The 18,154-nt window shown below is 68.8% G+C and carries 13 protein-coding genes; 10 read left to right on the forward strand and 3 right to left on the reverse strand.

What is annotated here, in order from left to right; genetic code table 11:
* Positions 1-33 precede the first annotated feature (33 nt).
* A complete protein-coding gene (locus ACT2CW_RS36800; RefSeq protein ID WP_445519886.1) occupies positions 34-1,275 on the reverse strand; it encodes an IS110 family transposase in 1,242 nt (413 codons plus the stop codon).
* Positions 1,276-2,423: 1,148 nt separating this feature from the next.
* Positions 2,424-2,660, reverse strand: coding sequence for a hypothetical protein (locus tag ACT2CW_RS36805; RefSeq protein ID WP_445519704.1), 237 nt, complete (start codon positions 2,658-2,660; stop codon positions 2,424-2,426).
* A 697-nt stretch (positions 2,661-3,357) separates the two neighbouring features.
* Here ACT2CW_RS36805 and ACT2CW_RS36810 point away from each other — a divergent pair.
* The 3 genes from ACT2CW_RS36810 to ACT2CW_RS36820 all read left to right on the forward strand — a co-directional run bounded on the left by ACT2CW_RS36810 (position 3,358) and on the right by ACT2CW_RS36820 (position 6,051).
* On the forward strand, positions 3,358-3,504 hold the full coding sequence (locus ACT2CW_RS36810) for a hypothetical protein (RefSeq protein ID WP_445519705.1): 147 nt from the start codon (positions 3,358-3,360) through the stop codon (positions 3,502-3,504).
* Positions 3,505-3,650: 146 nt separating this feature from the next.
* Positions 3,651-4,892 carry an alanine racemase gene (locus tag ACT2CW_RS36815; protein WP_445519706.1) on the forward strand — a complete coding sequence of 414 codons (1,242 nt, stop codon included), beginning with the start codon at positions 3,651-3,653 and terminating at the stop codon, positions 4,890-4,892.
* 46 nt (positions 4,893-4,938) lie between these two features.
* Positions 4,939-6,051, forward strand: coding sequence for a M20/M25/M40 family metallo-hydrolase (locus ACT2CW_RS36820; RefSeq protein WP_385217139.1), 1,113 nt, complete (start codon positions 4,939-4,941; stop codon positions 6,049-6,051).
* Here the strand turns inward: ACT2CW_RS36820 and ACT2CW_RS36825 are convergent.
* Positions 6,035-6,880 carry a M55 family metallopeptidase gene (locus tag ACT2CW_RS36825; RefSeq protein ID WP_445519707.1) on the reverse strand — a complete coding sequence of 282 codons (846 nt, stop codon included), beginning with the start codon at positions 6,878-6,880 and terminating at the stop codon, positions 6,035-6,037. The genes ACT2CW_RS36820 and ACT2CW_RS36825 overlap by 17 nt on opposite strands.
* Before the next feature lie 110 nt (positions 6,881-6,990).
* Here ACT2CW_RS36825 and ACT2CW_RS36830 point away from each other — a divergent pair, with 110 nt between their 5' ends.
* The 7 genes from ACT2CW_RS36830 to ACT2CW_RS36860 all read left to right on the forward strand — a co-directional run bounded on the left by ACT2CW_RS36830 (position 6,991) and on the right by ACT2CW_RS36860 (position 18,154).
* Positions 6,991-8,601: a PucR family transcriptional regulator gene (locus tag ACT2CW_RS36830; RefSeq protein ID WP_445519708.1), complete on the forward strand. Its 1,611-nt coding sequence runs from the start codon at positions 6,991-6,993 to the stop codon at positions 8,599-8,601.
* Between the two features lie 145 nt (positions 8,602-8,746).
* Positions 8,747-10,297 (forward strand): ABC transporter substrate-binding protein, encoded by a 1,551-nt coding sequence (locus tag ACT2CW_RS36835; protein WP_445519709.1) that lies wholly within the window; start codon positions 8,747-8,749, stop codon positions 10,295-10,297.
* A gap of 7 nt (positions 10,298-10,304) precedes the next feature.
* Positions 10,305-11,333 (forward strand): ABC transporter permease, encoded by a 1,029-nt coding sequence (locus ACT2CW_RS36840; protein WP_445519710.1) that lies wholly within the window; start codon positions 10,305-10,307, stop codon positions 11,331-11,333.
* Positions 11,334-11,335: 2 nt separating this feature from the next.
* Positions 11,336-13,162: a dipeptide/oligopeptide/nickel ABC transporter permease/ATP-binding protein gene (locus tag ACT2CW_RS36845; RefSeq protein ID WP_445519711.1), complete on the forward strand. Its 1,827-nt coding sequence runs from the start codon at positions 11,336-11,338 to the stop codon at positions 13,160-13,162.
* Positions 13,159-14,001 carry an ABC transporter ATP-binding protein gene (locus ACT2CW_RS36850; RefSeq protein WP_445519712.1) on the forward strand — a complete coding sequence of 281 codons (843 nt, stop codon included), beginning with the start codon at positions 13,159-13,161 and terminating at the stop codon, positions 13,999-14,001. Before ACT2CW_RS36845 ends, ACT2CW_RS36850 begins: the two co-directional genes overlap by 4 nt.
* Positions 14,002-14,045: 44 nt before the next feature.
* A complete protein-coding gene (locus ACT2CW_RS36855; RefSeq protein ID WP_445519713.1) occupies positions 14,046-17,321 on the forward strand; it encodes a serine hydrolase in 3,276 nt (1,091 codons plus the stop codon).
* Positions 17,318-18,154, forward strand: a complete 837-nt coding sequence (locus ACT2CW_RS36860; RefSeq protein ID WP_445519714.1) for a GNAT family N-acetyltransferase — start codon at positions 17,318-17,320, stop codon at positions 18,152-18,154. Before ACT2CW_RS36855 ends, ACT2CW_RS36860 begins: the two co-directional genes overlap by 4 nt.

The following is an 18,154-nucleotide window of genomic DNA, read 5'->3' on the forward strand; positions in this document are numbered from 1 at the left end:
CTGGGGGTCAAGACATCCGATGCGGATGATCTGTCAAGCGGCGGCTTCGGGACGGGGGTTTGTCGGTGCGGGGAATGCGGTTGCTTCGTTGTAGCGGATGTTGTGGGTCAGGCAGTGATGGAGGCATCCGAGCAGTCGGTTGAAGAGGTTGCGTTGGGCGGCGGTGTGGCGGTCTTTGGCCTTGCGTCGGCGGTCGTAGTGGGCTCGGGCGCCGGGTGAGGCGGTCAGGGCGGAGAAGGCCCAGACGTAGCCGGCCGAGGCCAGGCGCTGGTTCTTGACCCGGCGGGCGAGGACGGCGACGTTTCTTCCGGATGCCCGGGTGATGGGTGCGGCTCCGGCGAAGGCTTTGAGGCCTTTCGCGTCGGTGAAGCGGGATCGGTCGTCGCCGATCTCGGCGAGTACCCGGGCGCCGGTGAGTGAGCCGAGCCCTGGGAAGCTGGTGATGATCTCGGCGTCCGGGTGTGTGTCAAAAGATGCAACCGCTGCTTGGGCGAGGTCGTCGGCGCTGGTGCAGGCTGCGTCGAGCTGGCGTAGCAGGGCGGTGGTCTGGCGTCCCATGGCCTGTTCGACCAGGGGGAGTTGTCTCATCTGTGGGGCGCGGAGAGCGGTGTGGAGGCGGTGGGCTTCGGTGTCGATTCCGCGCTTGCGGCCGGCCTTGGCAAGGAGTGTGCGCAGCTGGGTGCGGGTGAGTTTGGCTGCTTGGGCTGGGGTGGGGGCAGCGGCCAGAAGCGTGCGGGCGATGGGGGAGCTGAGGCCGTCGCGCAGTGGTTGGGTGGCGGTGAGGAATCCGGGGAAGTAGGCGTGCAGGTGGGAGCGGAGTTTGTTGCCGGCTTGGGTGCGGTCCCAGACGGCGTCTTGCTGGGCTCGGGCCAGGATGGTGATGGCCTGAGTGAGCTCGCTGTCGTGGGGGAGGGGGCGGTGGGCTGCGGCGTCGGTGCGCAGGATGTTGGCCAGGACCATGGCGTCGAGGTGGTCGGACTTCTTGCGGGCGACCGTGTGCCGGTCGCGGTAGCGGGCGGCGGCCATCGGGTTGATGGCGTAGACGGGGCGTTGCGTGGCGCGGAGGCAGGCCACCAGCAGGCCGCGGGAGGTCTCGATCGCCACCGGAATCGGAGCATCTTCGGTGTCTCCGTGCGTGGTGAGCAGGTCGAGGAGTTGGTGCAGGCCGGCGGCGTCGTCGCCGATGCGCGCCCGGGCTAACAGGGCTCCGTCCTGGTCGACCAGGGCGACGTCGTGGTGGTCGCTGGCCCAGTCGATCCCACAGAACACTTTCATGGTCATGGTGTTGTGCGTGTCCTCTCGGTCGGGTTGCGTGTTGCTGCTGGTCGCAGTCGTGCGGGGGCACGCGTCTCCCTAATGGAAGGGCTCGATGGCCCGGCATCCGATCAGTCGTTCGTGACCCCAGCTGCCCGCGGGTCCCTCGGTCTGGGCCGGAACTCACAGGTTCCAGGCGTCGTGAGAGGTGGTTCCCGCGAGGGGCTTGGACCACGAACACCAACGATCGGATCATCGGTCTGGTTGCGTGCTCGCGGGGTGGTGGCGATGGACGGGGCCGAGGGCCGAGTCTTGACCAAGGGATCTGGTCCCTGGGGTCGCATACGGCTTCCCCGGCTCCGACCGCCGCCACCACACCGGACGGCCTACGGGTTCGTAGTGCCCCATTAGGGGTCGCAGGTTCAAATCCTGTCGTCCCGACCAGCGTTTTCGCAGGTCGGAGGCCATTTCCGCGGGTAGCGGGGGCGGCCTTTGTCGTGTCTGGGCTGGGAGCAAGTGGGAGCCCTCGTGCTCCCAACTCGCAGACGTGTCAACGGTGCCCGATTCGTCCGTCACCCGATCCGGTACACCTACAGCGCCGCACGAAGAACTTGTGCGCCATCGTCAAGCGTAGGCTCCTGCGATCACCCCATCGATTCGGATGCTCCCTGCATCAAGAGGCATGAGGGCCCTTGTCGGCTCCCGACCCCCTTTCCGGGGTGGGAGCACGGAGTCGCGCTCCCCATGCGACAGGGGAACGGGGGACTGCGGGTGATCTTTCCGGGGCGGTTTCCGCAGGCAGGCCGTGTGCGGGCGTCCTGGTCGCCGCGGACGGCCAGCGCCAAGGGGGAGTAAAGCCCCTTTGCGTCTGCCGGCAGATAGGGCACTCCCAGGGCGCGAGCGCCGTAGCCGGCTCTGGAGCGCCGTAGCGAGCCTGTTCGCGGGGCCTAGCCAGAAGAAAAAGGTGTGCCAAGCGAGCGAGGATGCGACACCGGTGTGTGCGCTTGACATGGTGATCGACGAGCACTGCTTACCTACGTGTCGCACGAGTGCGGTGTCGTTGGGTGGAAGCGTCGTGTCGTTGATGTATCCGGCCTGGATGGCACCGGGGGGACTGACAGTCTGGGTGGCATCTGACCCGCGGTTGGATTGACGGGCGCGGGCGGTGCTTAATCGCAGGCGGTTTGGACCTGGCGCAGGAAGTGCGGCCAGTACGCCGGGAGGTTGCTGCTGTGCCGCATGCTGCGGAGGCTGAGCTGGAGGGTTTTCCTGAGCGGGTGGGGGGAGTGCATGATCGCCTCGTTGCGCTGGGCGAGGCGGTGGAGTTCTTCGGGGGTGGGGAGCCGGTCGCTCTTTGTGCTGTTGCAGGCTTGGTGTGCGAGTGCGAGGTTCCAGATGACGTCCAAGTCCGGGCCGTGCCAGCCGGATACGCCGGCGAAGCCTCGCCGGCGCCCAGTCCAAGATCAGTCAGATCGACACGACCACCAAGGGCGGACCGGTGATGCTCGGTCTGCCAACCCCTCGGCAGACGACCAGGTCGCCCTGCACGTGCCGGTAGCCCCAGCTTGGACTTTCCCGTACGAGGCGCAGAACCAGGATCCGGATGGAGCGGCGGTACGGGGTCGGCCGCGGCGTTTGGGACGGGAGGGTTTTGCGCGGCGGTGGCGGAGTAACTCGCGGTGCCAGCGCAGGAGAGTGTCCGGAGAGACGATCAGGCGGAGTCGGCGGAGCCGTGCTCGTGGGAAGCGGTGTAGCAGGGCCGCGAGGAGTGCCCGGTCGGGCCAGGTCAGCTGCGAGCGGTCTACCGTGCGCTGCAACACGGCGACTTGGTGACGCAGCGCCAGGATCTCCAGATCTTTCTCGCGATCGCTCATCGGCACGCGCCGTACGAACGTGAACACCGTTGACACGGTGAGATAGAGGAGTCGCAGCAGCACAGTCAAGCCTCTCGCGGTCGGTGCGGATGGGCTACGCCCGGTCCTGGCCCAGGGGAGGAGAGAAGCGATCGCGTTGACCTTTTTCCAAGCTCACCGACAGCGCGACCTGCACGGACGTAATATCCGGCACCCACACCCGTGCGGCACGGCCCGCACTCGTGAGCGCATGGACCTCCTGCGGCGGGAAGGCGGAGAGGTCGGCTCGACCAACGACGTGATGGGTCCGCCGGCCATCGCTATCCGTCGCCGGCCGCTCGACGTGCAGTACGGCCGCGCCGTGGTCATCCACTGCTGGATGATCACGGTCCACTGATCCGATGCCTGCCCGACTCGGACGGATGACCGAATCAGGCCCGATGGGTTCGGTCGCCCGCACGGACCAGCCGACAACGATTCACGCGAGACTGAACGCGTGTGGCTCAGGGCCGCGACGACGCGGCGACGATGAGGAGACGGGCATTGACCGACGAACGGGTGACATGGCGCGACCGGGCGTTCCCTGACCGCGATGTGCCGCTCACAGAGGTCGGCGCGCAGGGCTGGCGCCTTCTCGACGGCGACTTCCACCTACCGGTCGTGGCCCTGCGGGAAACAGCCATCGAGCGCAACCTCGCGCTGATGCGGGACTACTGCACACGCCACGACGTACTGATTGCGCCACACGCGAAGACCACGATGAGTCCGGCGCTCGTCCAGCGCCAGCTCGCCACTGGCGCCTGGGGCATCACGGTCGCCAACGTCCAGCAGGCGAAGGTGTTCATCACCGCGGGGGTGCGACGGGTCCTGGTAGCCAATCCCGTCGTCGGTCCGGCCGACCTCGCTTACATCGCCGCCCTGAGGCGGGCCGACCCGGACCTCGAGGTACTGCTGCTGGTCGACTCCGTCGAGGCGGTCGCCCTCCTGATCGACCGCGTGAGCCCCGACGCGGCCGACCTCCGGCCCCAGCCCGTGCTGGTCGAGCTCGGCTACGCCGGCGGCCGCAGCGGCGTGCGGTCAACAGACGACGCCCTGCGAATCGCGCAGGCGGTTCGCGACGCCGACGGGGTGGAACTCGTCGGGATCGAGGGCTTCGAGGGCCTGGTACCTGGCGCCGACCTCGTCGAGCGCCGCGATCGCGCTGCCGACTTCCTCGACTGGTCCGCGACAGTCGTCCGCGAGTTGATCGACCGCCAGCTGCTGCCTGGGAGCGGTGCCGTCGTGTCGTTCGGCGGCAGCTCGTACTTCGACCTAGTCGTCGCACGGTTCCGGGAGCTCTGGAGCGGCGATCGGGTCGAGGTGATGCTGCGCAGCGGCTGCTATCTGACGCACGACCACGGTCTTTATGCGCGCACGTCGCCGTTTGTTGGGCACGACCCGGCGCCGCTGCCGGCGCTTGAGGTGTGGGCCGAGGTGCTGTCACGCCCAGAGCCGGCACTCGCGATCCTGGGCGCCGGTCGCCGCGACGTCTCCACCGACGCCGACCTCCCGCTGCCCGTCGCGGTCCGGCGCGACGGGCACACCCGGCCTGTCGACGACCTGCGGGTCACTGCCGTCAACGACCAGCACGCGATGGTGGCCGTCTCGGAGGACGCCTCGCTCGAGGTCGGCGATCTCGTGTGCCTCGGCGTCTCCCACCCCTGCACGACGTTCGACAAGTGGCGGCTGGTCCCGGTCGTCACCGACAAGTACGAGGTGATCGATGCCGTCCGCACCTACTTCTGATTCGGTCCCGTCCGCTGCACTGGGCCAGCCTTCCGGGGTCCCGGCCGTGGACCTCCATAAGTTCCTCGCCGACCTGGAGCGGCTCGTCCAGGTCGAGTCACCCTCGACGGACCGCGACGCGGTGGCCCGTTCGGCCCGGGTCGTGGCCGACGTCGTGGAGCGGCGGCTGGGTCGACGCCCCGAGATCGTGCGGGTCGACGGGGTCGACCACGTTGTACTGCGAGGCTGCGACAGCCAGGTCCTGCTGCTCGGCCACCACGACACTGTCTGGCCGATCGGCACCCTGGCGGATCTGCCGTTCTCCGTCGAGGACGGGGTCGTCCGCGGGCCGGGGTGCTTCGACATGCTCGTCGGTGTCGTACAGGTCGTCCACGCGCTGGCGCTGCTCCGTGCCAGACACGGTGACACGGTGCTCGACCGGGTCACCGTGCTCGTGACGGGCGACGAGGAGATCGGATCGACCACGTCACGCGGCCTGATCGAGACCGAGGCTTCCGGCTGTAGGGCCGCCTTGGTACTCGAGGCCGCCGGTCCGGGCGGTGCGCTGAAGACCCAGCGAAAAGGCGTGTCGCTCTACGAGCTCGAGGTGCTCGGCCGGGCGGCGCACAGCGGCCTGGAACCCGAGCGCGGCGTCAACGCGACACTCGGTGTGGCGGAGCTCGTCCTTGCGCTGGCCGACCTGGCTGATCCCGCTGTCGGCACCACCGTTACGCCCACGCTCATGGCGTCCGGTACGGCGGCCAACACCGTGCCCGCCCGGGCGACGGTCGCGGTCGACGTCAGAGCCCGCACGGTCGCCGAGCAGGAGCGGGTCGATACTGCGGTCCGAGCACTGGGCGTCGGTGTCGCCGAGGCGATCGTCGTGGTGCACGGCGGCATCAACCGCCCGCCTCTCGAAGCGGCGGCGTCGGGCGACCTGTTCGCGCGGGCGGCCCGGCTGGCCGCAGACCTCGGCCAGCCGCTGCTCACGAGCATGGCGGTTGGCGGGGCCTCCGACGGCAACATTACGGCTGGTGCCGGCGTCCCGACGCTCGACGGACTCGGGGCGGTGGGAGGTGGCGCACACGCCCGCGACGAGCATGCCGAGGTCGCGTGGATCACGCCGCGCGCCGAGCTGTTGGCTGCGCTGGTTCTCGACCTGGTCAGCGACGGTTCGTGATCGCTTGTCGTGCGCGTTCGCTGCTCAGTGCGAGCTCGTAGAGCACCGTGATGAGCCCCAACACGTCCTCCGCGCTCTCGAGGACCGCCGCGACCGTGCGGTCGGCCGTACGGGTGCAGCCAGGGATACAGGCGCTGAGCTCTGCGGCCACGGGCGAAGGCATGTCGACCTCGAGCCTCAAGGGAGTGCCCGCGGCAGGGCGCGGCAACGAGGCGGCGCCCGCGACGGCATGGGCGGCACCCTCGCGCACGAGGCCGAGCGCGACGCTCGGCGCGACCGTGTCGGTCGCCGAGAAGCCGTGAGCCTCCTTGACCGTCACGACGGTCGCTCCTGCGAACACGTCGGACGCGATCGCGCCGATAACGTCGTCGCCTGTCACGAGACCGACGGGCACGCCGAGCGAGGCCGCGTAGAGCCCGTTGACCTCGGCCTCGGAGACCCGGGCGCCGTCGACCCGCACCTCGCCGAAGTAGGCCGAGAACGTGTGAGCCAGGACCCCCGGAGCGCCGGCCGGCGCGTGATACCCCACGAACAGGGCGACGGCGCAGTCGTCGGTCAGGCCCTCCGCCATGCACTGCGCCTTCGGGGCGCCGAACACGAGCCGGGCACGTGGGTCGAGCCGGTCGTGCAGCAGGTTGTCCATCGTGCCGTGCGAGTCGTTGACCACCACGCTGGTCGCGCCGCCCTCGAAGGCGCCCGCTATCGCTGCATTGGCCTCCTGAGTCATGAGCTCCTGGGCGCGGGGATACCCGGAGCCGCCGCGGACGATCTGGTCGAGGGTCGCGATGCCCGCGACGCCCTCCATGTCGACCGAGATGTACACCTTCACCGCTGGCTCCTGTGCTCGTCGTGCTGGGCCCCGCCATTCTGCGCTCGTGAGAAGGTTGTCTGATAGTGCGATCGACCGAAATCTACTCCTCCCGGCTGTACTGTCGACCCATGCCCATCCCTGTCTTCACGACGCCTCTGGGACGGCTGACCGAGCGCCTGGGGTCGACCCTGCTGACGCTCGAGGCCGGCAAGCACCAAGCCACGCGCACCGTGTCAACAGTCGTGCTGTACGACCCGCTGGACCCCCCGGATATCACGCGGGACGCGATCGTGCTCGCCGTGGCGGTCGCCACAGACCGCGACCTTGCCGACCTCGTGCAGGCGGCGGGTGACGCCGGCGCCGCGGCGCTCATCGTCCGCGAGCCGCTGACCGTGGGGCGCGAGGTGGCCGAGGTCGCCGAAGAGGGGAACGTCTCGGTCTTCAGCCTCGTCCGGGGGGCGTCGTGGGTGCAGGTCGCGACGCTGCTGAGCGGCGCGCTCAACCTGGGTCCGGAGGGTCCGGAGTACGGCGGCGACTCCGCCAGGGACCTGTTCACGTTGGCCGACTCCCTGTCGACGCTGATCGGGGCTCCCGTGACGATCGAGGACCGGTCGTCGCGCGTCGTCGCGTTCTCGGCCGACCAGGTCGGTACCGATGAACCGCGCCGCCTCACGATCCTGGGTCTGCAGGTTCCCGAGATGTACAGCGCTTACCAGCGCACGCAGGGCGTCTTCCCGGTCATCTACGGGTCCGAGCGGCCGATCTTCCTGGCTGAGCCTGCGCCCGGCACGATGCCGCGGGTCGCGATGCGGATCCAGGCCGGCGACGAGGTGCTCGGCTCGATCTGGGCCGTGACGCCCGAGCCGTTCGACGCCGGGCGCGAGCAGGTCATGGTCGAGGCCGCCCAGCTCGTGGCCCTCGCGATACTGCGGGCGCGGGTCAGCGCCGACGCCGCCCAGCGGGTGGCCGAGTCGCTTGGGTCGCAGCTCCTTGATGGAGGCTCGGAGGCATTTGAGGCCGCCCAACAACTCGGGTTCGAGACCTCGCCCGCATGCGTCCTCGTGTTGGGTCCCCTGGTGGACGACGACGAGATCCGCACGGTTTCGGACACCCAGCGCGCCGCTGCGGCCCTGCGGATGCACCTGCGGTCGGTGTATCCGCGGGCGGTTGCGGTGCCGATCGGCGGACTCGTGCACGCGGTCGTCCCGCTCCGAGCCGCCGACGAGCGCACGCTCACGGCAGTGCAGCAGCATGCGACCGAGTTCGTCGGGCGGCTCGACACCTCGACCGAATTCTGCGCCGGGATCGGCGGGGTCGTCGCCGACGTGCGTGACCTGTCGGCCTCGCGCCGCGACGCCGAGGCCACATTGCGGGTTCTGCGCGCCCGGCCGCACGAGGAGCGACGGGTCGCCCGCTCCGCCGAGGTGCAGGTCGAGGCCCTGATGCTGAGGATCGGCGACTCCCTCGCCGCCGACGGCGTCGAGCTCGGCGGACCGCTCGTGGCGCTGCGCGCGTACGACGCGGGCCACGAGACCGAGCTCGTCGCGACCCTGCGCGCCTGGCTTGAGCACTTCGGCAACGTGACCGCTGCGGCGCGCGAGGTCCACGTTCACAAGAACACGTTCCGGTATCGCCTGGAGCGGGTCGAGGCGATCGCCGACGTCGACCTCGGTGACCCCGACACGCGCTTCGGCCTGCTGCTGCAGTTGCGTCTGGAAGCGTGGTCGCGACCGGCCTGAGCCTGTCGCGCCACACTCGCCACCCGGTGGTTCGTGCGCTCGTCCAGGAGTACAGGTCAGGGATTGGACGAACGTCCGATGAGCGGCGCGGACCGACGATCGAGGATGTGACCCGATCCACATCACGTCAAAAGGGGCGGCCTCCGTGAACAAGCGCATTCTTGCTCTCCCCATTCTTCTCGCGGCCACGTCGGGCCTTGCGGCCTGCAGCGGCTCGGACGCGTCGTCTGGGGGCGGGTTCGCGACTGACGCCACCTTCACCGTCGCGGTCGACTCGGATCCTGGTGACCTGAACCCGCTGGTCACCAACCTCGTCAATGCGCAGATCGCTGGTGCGTACTCCTATGACAGCCTCCTCTCGGTCGATCCCAAGACGGGCAAGCTATCGCCTTTCCTTGCACAGAGCTGGACCGAGAGTCCGACCAAGGTCACCTACACGCTTCGCAACAACATCACGTGCGCTGACGGCACTCCTTTCACCGCGCAAACGGCGGCGGACAACCTCAATTGGATCGTGGACCCAGCACACAAGTCGCCGCGTCTCGAATCGGTCGTGCCGTCCGACGCCAAGGCAAGCGCCAAGGGGAATGTCCTCACCGTCACCACCTCAAAGCCGCGGCCGTTCATGCTGAACAACCTTGGGGGTCAGCAGATGGTGTGCGAACACGGCCTGAAGAACCCGAAGATCCTGACGTCCGGCAGTGATGGAACGGGACCGTTCGTCATTGACCACGTGGTGGCCGGCGATTCGATCATCCTGACCAGGAGGGCCGGATACACGTGGGGGCCGGAGCACAGCACCTCCGAGACGCCCGGGATGCCCAAGACCGTCAAGATCAAGATCGCGCCAAGTCCGTCGACCCGAGCGAACCTCCTGCTCTCCGGCGGACTCAACGCGGCCATGGTGAGCGGAAAGGATGAGGCGCGCCTGACTGCTCTCAAGTCACTCCCATCACCGGCCATGTCCGGGATGATCATCTACAACCACTACCAGGGGCTCCCGACAGCTGACGTCGACGTACGACGAGCGCTGACCCAGGCGATCGACCTCGGTACCCTCACAAAGATCGTCACTGGCGGCACGGGTGAACGCGCGACCTCGCTTCTCTCCGAGCACCCAAGCTTGTGCACCTACGACTCTGTTTCCGGGAATCTGCCTGCCTATGACCCGGACGCAGCCAATCGCGCTATGCACGCGGCGGGTGCGTCCCCGACGATCACGCTGGTATACGACAACAGCACGGACACGGGGACCGCTGGGGCCGAATACGTCGCGAAGCAATGGGAGGCCGCTGGGGCCAAGGTGAAGCTCGATGGTGGCGACGAGAACTACGTCATCAGCAAGACATTTGCAGCCAAAGACCCGTCGGGCTGGTCGGCAACGCTCGGACTCAACCTGCAAACCGGAACGCCGGCGATCTACCCGCAATACCTGTCGGGCCCGGCGGCACCCGCGGGGACCAACTTCGCGTCGATCGACAACAAGGATTACAACAGTCGTGTATCTGCAGCGGCTCGTCTGACTGGTGACGACGCGTGCAAGGGTTGGGAAAATGCGGAGAAGGCGCTGATGGCGAGTGCTGACCTTGTTCCCGTATCCGTTACGCCATACCCCATGTACTTCAATGGGGCCACCGCGCTCTATCCGCCGGTAGGCGGCGTTCTTCCTGGCTCTGCCATCCGTATGCTGAAGTGAGCCTGACGTGACTACTGATCCGATTCGCGCCCTGCCGACGGACGACTTCGCGCCTCAGGCAACAACATCGAGAGTCGGCCGAGCTGGGGGAAGGCACCTGGGCGCCTTCATCCTGCGACGGCTCGCACGGCTCGCCTATTCGGTGGTTGCCCTGGTGACGGTTGCCTTCTTGATGATCCGGTTGATCCCTGGAGATCCAGTCCGAAATGCGCTTGGAATCAATGCGACTGCGGCGGTCGTCGAGAGGCAACGTGAGAGCTTGGGCCTGAACGATCCCCTGTGGATGCAGTACTTGGACTTCTGGAAGGGTCTGCTTACCTGGGATCTCGGAGATTCGTTCTCGCTGCACTTGCCAGTCACGACGGTTATCGAACAACGCTTGCCAGCAACTCTAGAACTCACGTTCTTGTCCTTGGCGGTCGTGCTGCTGGTTTCTGTGCCGCTCGGGATCCTGGCTGCCGCGTTCACCAGGGGTGGCCGACGGCAATTCCTCGACGTGGCGTACACCACGATGAGCGGACTGCTCGCCGTCATCCCCGAATTTCTCACAGGTGTCGCACTCGTGTATCTCTTCGCGGTTCAGAGCCACGTACTTCCCGTTGCGGGACGCGCGGGACCGAGCTCGTACGTACTACCGGTATTGGCGTTGTCGATCGGTACCGCGGCTGCGGTCTCCAGAATCGTCCGAGTCGAGGCATTGACGGTATTCCAACAGGATTACATGCGTACCGCTCGTTCGAAGCGGATGCCACGGCGTCGCCTCTACTTTCGTCACGCGCTGCCGAACCTCATGACCTCCTCACTGACGATCGCAGGGATCGTTCTCGCCTCCTTGGTGGCGGGCACTGTGCTGATTGAGACCATCTTTTCGTGGCCGGGTCTCGGGCTGACGATCGTGGACGCCGTGAGAAGCAAGGACTTCCCGCTCGCACAGGGAATCGTCATCGTGTACGGCCTGATCGTGCTCGTTGCCAACCTCATCATCGACATCGCCCTGGTCTGCCTAGACCCTCGCTCAGCACTCAAGGACACCTGAGAATGGCGACAACCTCTATCCCCCCCTCCACCAGTGACGTTGCCGGCTCGCTGGCCTCGCGGCACACCGTGCTCGTGGCTCTCCGATCGCCCCTCGGGATCGTTACGTCGCTGGCCCTCGTAGCGCTCGCGTTCTTCGCGATCTTCGGCCCTATGATCTGGGGCGGCACAGCCGCGGTTGCCGACCTGACCCAGCTCTCGGCCAAGCCCAGTGCGGAGCATCTGCTCGGAACCGACGCCGGCGGTCACGACGTTCTCGCACAGCTCCTGAGTGCGACCCAACTTTCGGTTGTGACAGCGATCCTCGCAACACTCATCGGAGTATCGGTCGGCGTCGCCCTGGGCCTCCTGCCGACCGTCGCCCCGCGTTGGATGGCCCGGACGGTTAACGGCGTCCTCGGGGTGACGCTGGCCTTCCCGGCACTGCTCCTCGCGATCGTGGTGTCGATCGTCCTGGGGGTCGGCGCGGTCAGCGTGACCGTGGCGATCGGCCTGGCGATGGCGCCGGCCTTTGCGCGCCTGACGCAGACACTGGGCTCTTCGGTCGCGGGACGTGACTTCGTCGCCGCGGCCCGGATTCTCGGGGTCGGACGATTCCGGATCCTGACGCGCCACGTGCTGCCGAACGTGCGTGACCCGCTCATCGTCAATGCGAGCATCAGTGCGGGCACGGCGCTCGTCGCCGCGACGGGTCTGTCGTTCCTCGGCCTCGGAGTGCAGGCGCCGCGTTACGACTGGGGGCGGATGCTCAACGAGAGCCTCGACGGCATCTATGTCAACGCAGCCCCCTCGCTCGGGCTGGCCGCCGCGATCGTCTTCGCGGGCGTCACGTTCGCGCTCCTGGGCGAGAACCTTTCACGGGCGTTCGGCCTGCACCCGCCCGCGCGCCGGCTGCGGCGCCATCCAGCTTCATCGACCGACGCCGTCGTGCCGCTGCACGTCACCGATGACCCCGTCCTGCGGGTGCGAGACCTGCGGGTCAGCACGCCTGGTGGCACCACCTGGGCCACGCCGGTCCGCGGCGTGAGCTTCGACGTGGGTCGAGGAGAGATCGTCGGTGTCGTCGGAGAGTCGGGCTCCGGCAAGTCGCTGACGTGTATGGCCGTCGCGGCGCTGCTCGAGGCGCCCCTGAAGGTCACGGCGTCGTCGGTGCATTTCGACGGAACCGAGCTCGCAGTCGACGGCCGGGTCTCGGACCGGATGTCCACCAGCCTGGCGCAGCACCTGGGCACGCGCATGGCGTTCGTGTTCCAGGACCCGTCGACGTCGCTCAACCCGGCCGTGCACGTCGGCACGCAGGTTGCTGAGGTCGGTCTGCTGCACGGGGGGCTCCGCCGCAAGGACGCGCACGACCGGGCGATCGACCGTCTCAACGCCGTACGGATCCCCGACGCGGCGCGGCGCGCGCGCCGCTACCCGCATGAGTTCTCCGGCGGCATGCGGCAGCGCACGATGATGGCGATGGGCCTGATGAGCAAGCCCGCGCTGCTGATCGCCGACGAGCCCACGACCGCGCTGGACGTCACGGTGCAGCGCGAGGTCATGAGCCTGCTCTCCGAGATCAACGAGGTCAACGGCACGGCGTTGCTGTTGGTGTCGCACGACATCGCACTGGTCTCGTCGTTCTGCACGCGCGTCCTCGTGATGTACCGGGGCGCGATAGTCGAGGACCTCAGTGCCGAGGAACTCGCCGCAGGTTGCGCCCAGCACCCCTACACCCGCGCCCTCGTGGAGGCCGTCCCGCACCTCGAGGCCGAGCCCGGCACGGAGTTCGCGACGATCGCCGAGGACGTGGAGTTCCCGACCGAGCCCGTGAGGAGCCGATCGTGACCGACCTGGTCCTTGAGAACGTCCATGTCCGCTACGGCAGCGGGTCGTCTGCCCACGACGCCGTGCGCGACGTCAGCCTGACCGTCGCAAGCGGCCGGACCGTCGGCCTGGTCGGCGAGTCCGGGTCCGGCAAGTCGACTCTGGCGCGGGCCGTCGTGGGTCTCCACGAGCCGTACGCGGGTCGCATCCTGGTCGGCGGCACAGACGTCGTGCGCGCCCGGGGCCGTATCGCCGCCGCGCGGCGCGACGTGCAGATGATCTTCCAGGACGCGAGCTCCTCGCTCGACCCGCGCATGACGGTGGGTGCGTCCGTCGACGAGGCTCTCGAGGTGCGCGGGTTCGCACAGCGAGATCAGCAAGGACGTGAGCGCACCGTACGAGGTCGCGCTGGGCGTCGCGCGGAGGTCGTCAGGTTGCTGGAAACCGTCGAGCTCGACCCGGCCCGCGCCAACGACCTGCCCTCGCAGCTCTCGGGCGGGCAGCGGCAACGCGTCGCGATCGCGCGGGCGCTCGCCGCGTCGCCCCGGGTCCTGCTGGCCGACGAGATCACCTCCGCCCTCGACGTCTCGGTGCAAGGCACCGTGCTCAACCTGCTCCGCAAGGCGCAACAGGAGCTCGACCTCACCGTGCTCTTCATCAGCCACAACCTCGCGGTCGTGCGCCAGCTCTGCGACGAGGTGGCCGTCATGAAGGACGGTCGGGTCGTCGAGACCGGCCCGACGACGCGAGTCATCGACGCCCCCGAGCACCCGTACACCCGTGAACTGATCCGCGCCGTGCCCCGGTTCGCTGGCTCGCTCGTCGACACCCCGTCCCTGTACCGAGGAGCCGCCTCATGACGCCGCGCGCCGCCCGCCTCGACGACCTCCACCGGGTCGTCACCGTGACCGAGACGGCGATCCGCCCCGACGGCTCAGCCGTCGTGCTGACCCGTCGCCAGGTCGTCGACGGCCGCACCGTGACCTCGCTGTGGGAGGTCGACGAGCACGGTGGCGAACGTCGCCTGACCAGTGGTCCCGACGACAGCGGCGCTGAGTTCGGCCCGGCCGGGCTGCTGTTCCTGCGGCGTGTCGACGGCGTGCCGCAGCTGCACCTGCTGCCGCCAACCGGCGAGCCCGTGCAGCTCACGACGCTGCCGCTCGGTGCGGGGCGGCCGGTCGTCGACGCCTCCAGCCGTCGCGTCGCCTTCCTCGCCCCGGTGGAGCGCGGCGCGGGCGACCCGCAGGCGCCGATCGTGGTCGACACGCTTGACCAGAAGACCGACGGCGTGGGGTGGCTCGGCAGTGTGCGATACCAGGTCGTCGTGCTGGACCTCGCCGACGGCAGCACGCGTCAGGTCACCGACGGCGACGCCGACGCGGGGGAACCCGCCTGGTCCCCGGATGGCACCCTGCTCGCCTTCGCCGCGGGCACCTCGCCGCGCGCCGACGTCGAGCGGGAGCGTGCCGTGCACGTCATCGACGTCGACGACCTATTGGCGCCGGCCCGGCGCGTCGGTTCGGCGACGGGCGTCACTGGGCCACTCCTGTGGACGCCCGACGGCGGATCGGTCGTCGCGGTCGGCCATCGCACCATGGCGATCGGCCACACCCGTCTGCTGCGCCTGTACTTGGACGGCAGGCCGGACGAGGACCTGACCGCGGAGCTCGACCTCAACGTCATGCCAGGCGCCGTCGGCTACCCCGGGGGGCGTCCCACGCTGACGCACGATGGCGCGCAGGTCCTGTTCTGCGCGCGCAACCGAGGGTGGACGCACCTCTACGGGGTCGACCTGGCCGGAGGCGCGCCTCGGCCGATCGTCGCCGAGGACCACCGAGTCGTCTCGGCGCTGTCCGTCGCAGCCGCGAGCGCGCGCGCCGCCGTCGTCGTCACGACCCAGGACTCATTCGCGGAGGTCGCTCTCGTGGACCTGGGGACGGGCGAGCATCGCGAGCTCACGATGCTGATGCGTGACGCCCTCCCGGACGTCGAACTGCTGCGCCCCGAGCCGCGATCCTTCACGATCAGCGACGGCACCGTCGTGCACGGCTGGCTCCTGTCGTCGCCCGGCACGTCGGGCGCGGCGCCCCTGCTGCTCGACGTCCACGGCGGTCCGCACAATGCGTGGAGCGGGGTCGCCGACGAAGTGCACCTCTACCACCAGGTCCTGGCGCACCGAGGCTGGCGCGTCCTGACGCTCAACCCCCGCGGCTCGGACGGCTATGGCGAGGACTTCCTGACGGCAGTCCACGGCGGATGGGCGCGGGTCGACCTGCCAGACTTCCTCGAGCCCGTCGACACGCTCGTCGCTGAAGGCATCGCGGACTCGGACCGGCTGGCGGTCACGGGCTACAGCTACGGCGGGCTCTCCACGTGCGCGCTCACGGCGCACACCGACCGCTTCGCCGCGGCTGTCGCCGGGGGCCTCTTGTGCGACTTCGCAGCTCTCGCCGGTCAGCGGCTCGAGCCCGAGGGGTTCTTCTCGGCGGCCACCGCGGGTCTTGAGCCGACCGATGTCGGGCGCCTTGCCGAGCGCTCGCCGATCGCTCGCGTTGACCAGGTCACGACCCCGACGCTCGTGCTGCACGGCGAGCACGACGAGACGTGCCCGAGCACGCAGGCCCAGGAGTGGTTCTCGGCCCTACGGATCCAGGCCGTCCCGAGCCGGCTCGTCGTATACCCGGGCGGCGGGCACCTGTTTGTCGTCGCGGGATCGGTCGAGCACCGGCTCGACTACCAGCGGCGGCTGATCGAATGGGTTGAGCGGTACACGCGCCCAGCGGTGGACACGGTGCCGCGACCCGGGGCAACATCACCGGCTGCCCGCGACGCCGCCGCGTGGCAGCGTCGGCTCGACCTCCTGCGGGAGCGGTACGGCGTCGTGGGCGCCCAGCTCGGCATCGTACAGCTGACCGACGACGGGAGCGTGCTTAACCGACTCGCCCTGTCGTCCGGCGTGCTCGACGTCTCGACAGGTGTCCCCGTGACGGACGAAAGCGTGTTCCAGATCGGGTCGATCAGCAAGGTCTGGACGACGATGCTCGTGCTCCAGCTCGTCGAAGAGGGTCTGCTCGACCTCGACGCCACGGTGCGCAGCGTCCTCCCTGACTTCCGGCTCGGCGACGACGTTCCCGACGTCACGGTCCGCGAACTCCTGCACCACACCAGCGGCTTCGAGGGCGACGTGTTCACCGACACCGGTCGCGGCGACGATTGCGTCGAGGCGTACGTCGACCTGTTGGCCCACACCGACCGGCTGCACCCACGCGGGGAGCGGTTCTCCTACTGCAACTCAGCCTTCGTCGTCGCGGGGCGCATCATTGAAGTACTGCGCAACACGACGTGGGACGAGGCCGTGAGGACCCACCTGGTCGAACCTCTCGGACTGCGCCACACATTCACATTGCCCGAAGACGCTCCGCGGTTCGCGACGGCGACCGGACACTCGGGGCTCGGCGCCGCCGCCGTGCCGGCGAGCACGTGGGTACTGCCGCGCTCGATGGGGCCGGCGGGACTGATCGCGGCAAGTATCGGGGACCTGCTGACCTTCGCCGAGACCGCGCTTCGCGAGGGTCTCGCCCCCAACGGCACCCGCATCCTGTCGGCTGAGAGCGCCCGCCTCATGATCACCGAGCACGTCGACCTAGGCACCAGCGTGGTGTCGACGTCCGGTTGGGGCCTCGGGTGGTTCCTGCAGGACTGGCAGGGCAGTCGTGTCTACGGGCACGACGGCGGCACGATCGGCCAGCGCTCGTATCTGCGAATCTTCCCGGGGACAAGCCTGGCTGTGGCGCTGCTAACGACCGGTGGCCGCCCCGACGGCCTCTATCGCGAGCTCTTCGACGACGCCGCCCGCACGCTCGACGGGGGCGCACTGCACGCGGTGCTGTCCGCGGACCGCTCGCGGTCGCCTGAGCCACTGAGCGGATCGTGGGAGTCGGCCGGGTTCGTGGCCGACATCGCCCCGCACGAGGACGGGCTGCGCCTCACCCTACGCGAACGCAAGGGCTACGCCGGCGGCACCTCGCCCGACGACGTCCAGGAGATCGAGCTGCACCCGTCGACCGTCCCAGGGGTCTACGCGTTCACGAACGACGAGATCGCCGGGTGGGAGCAGGTGCGACCGGTTCCCGGCGGCCTCTACCTCGGCTCCCGATTCTTGCGAGAGGTGCGGTCGTGACGAGCGAGACCCAAGGAGTGCCGATTGAGACGGGACTGATCGAGGTAGAGCAGGCAGGGGCGGAGCTGCGGATGCTGCACCTGCCCTCCGACATGGTCGCCGCGACCGAGCTCGTGGCCAGCGTCTGGCAGGTCGACGTCACGCAGTCGCACGTCAACCCCGAGCTGCTGACCGCGCTCGCGCACGCCGGCAACTACGTCGCGGGCGGGTTCCGTGGCGACGAGCTCATGGCCGTCTGCGTCGGATTCTTCCACCCACCACTCGAGCGGGCCCTCCACTCCCATCTCGCGGGGGTCCGTCCCGACGCGGTCGGCACCGGGTGGGGACATGCGCTCAAGAGCCACCAACGTGCTTGGTGCCTCGAGCGCGGCGTCACCCGCATTACGTGGACCTACGACCCGCTCGTCGCCCGCAACGCGTACTTCAACCTGCACAAGCTCGGCTGCACGGTCGACACCTACCTGCCCGACTTCTATGGCCTCATGGGCGACGGACTGAACAGCGGCCAGCGCAGCGATCGAGTGCTCGTGGTGCGGGACCTCGAGCGTCCGGCCGGGCCGCGCCGACCCATCGGCAACGACATCGAGCCGCCTGCCGCCGTCCTGTGGTCCGAGCACGGACGACCCGTCCTCGACCTCGACCGCGCCCGCGCCCTGCGCACCTGTCGCGTCGACATCCCGAGCGATATCGAGCAGGTCCGGCGCACCGATCCCGACCTGGCGGTCGGCTGGCGACTCAGCCTGGGGCAGGCCCTCGGCGGGCTGCTCGCCGACGGCTGGGTCGTCACCGACTTCGACCGCCGTGGTCACTACACCCTGACGAGGAGCCTCTGA

Source organism: Streptomyces sp. NEAU-174 (assembly GCF_052665095.1).

Excerpts from the sequence above, each read along its gene's own strand:
- ACT2CW_RS36800 (WP_445519886.1), bottom strand. The coding sequence starts at position 1,275 with ATGAAAGTGTTCTGTGGGATCGACTGGGCCAGCGACCACCACGACGTC.
- ACT2CW_RS36830 (WP_445519708.1), top strand. The coding sequence starts at position 6,991 with ATGCCCATCCCTGTCTTCACGACGCCTCTGGGACGGCTGACCGAGCGC.
- ACT2CW_RS36810 (WP_445519705.1), top strand. The coding sequence starts at position 3,358 with ATGGACCTCCTGCGGCGGGAAGGCGGAGAGGTCGGCTCGACCAACGAC.
- ACT2CW_RS36845 (WP_445519711.1), top strand. The coding sequence starts at position 11,336 with ATGGCGACAACCTCTATCCCCCCCTCCACCAGTGACGTTGCCGGCTCG.